This is a genomic window from Brucella sp. NBRC 12950, from assembly GCF_030268145.1.
Lineage (GTDB): Bacteria > Pseudomonadota > Alphaproteobacteria > Rhizobiales > Rhizobiaceae > Brucella.
Genome location: NZ_BSQC01000078.1, coordinates 1 through 284 on the forward strand (window position 1 = coordinate 1; position 284 = coordinate 284).

The window sequence follows — 284 nt, forward strand, 5'->3', positions numbered from 1 at the left end:
CAAGACGAGCGCGTCCGCACTGCTTATATGGGAACCGAACATGAATAGAGGCCAACCCCTGCTCTCAGTGCGCGGGCTCAATGCCTGGTATGGCGAAAGCCATGCGCTGCACGGCGTCGATCTCGATATCTGGCCCGGTGAAACCATCACGCTGTTAGGTCGCAATGGCGTCGGCAAAACCACAACGCTGCGCGCGATCATGGGCATCATCCGCAAGCGGACCGGCACCATCACGCTTGATGGCAAAGACATTCTGCGCGTGCCGCTGCATCGCATAGCGCGCA

Annotated in this window: 1 protein-coding gene; it reads left to right on the forward strand. The window is 59.9% G+C overall.

What is annotated here, in order from left to right; translation table 11 throughout:
* Window positions 1-40 precede the first annotated feature (40 nt).
* A partial coding sequence (locus QSJ70_RS27535; protein ID WP_285541395.1) for an ATP-binding cassette domain-containing protein occupies window positions 41-284 on the forward strand: 244 nt, incomplete at its 3' end.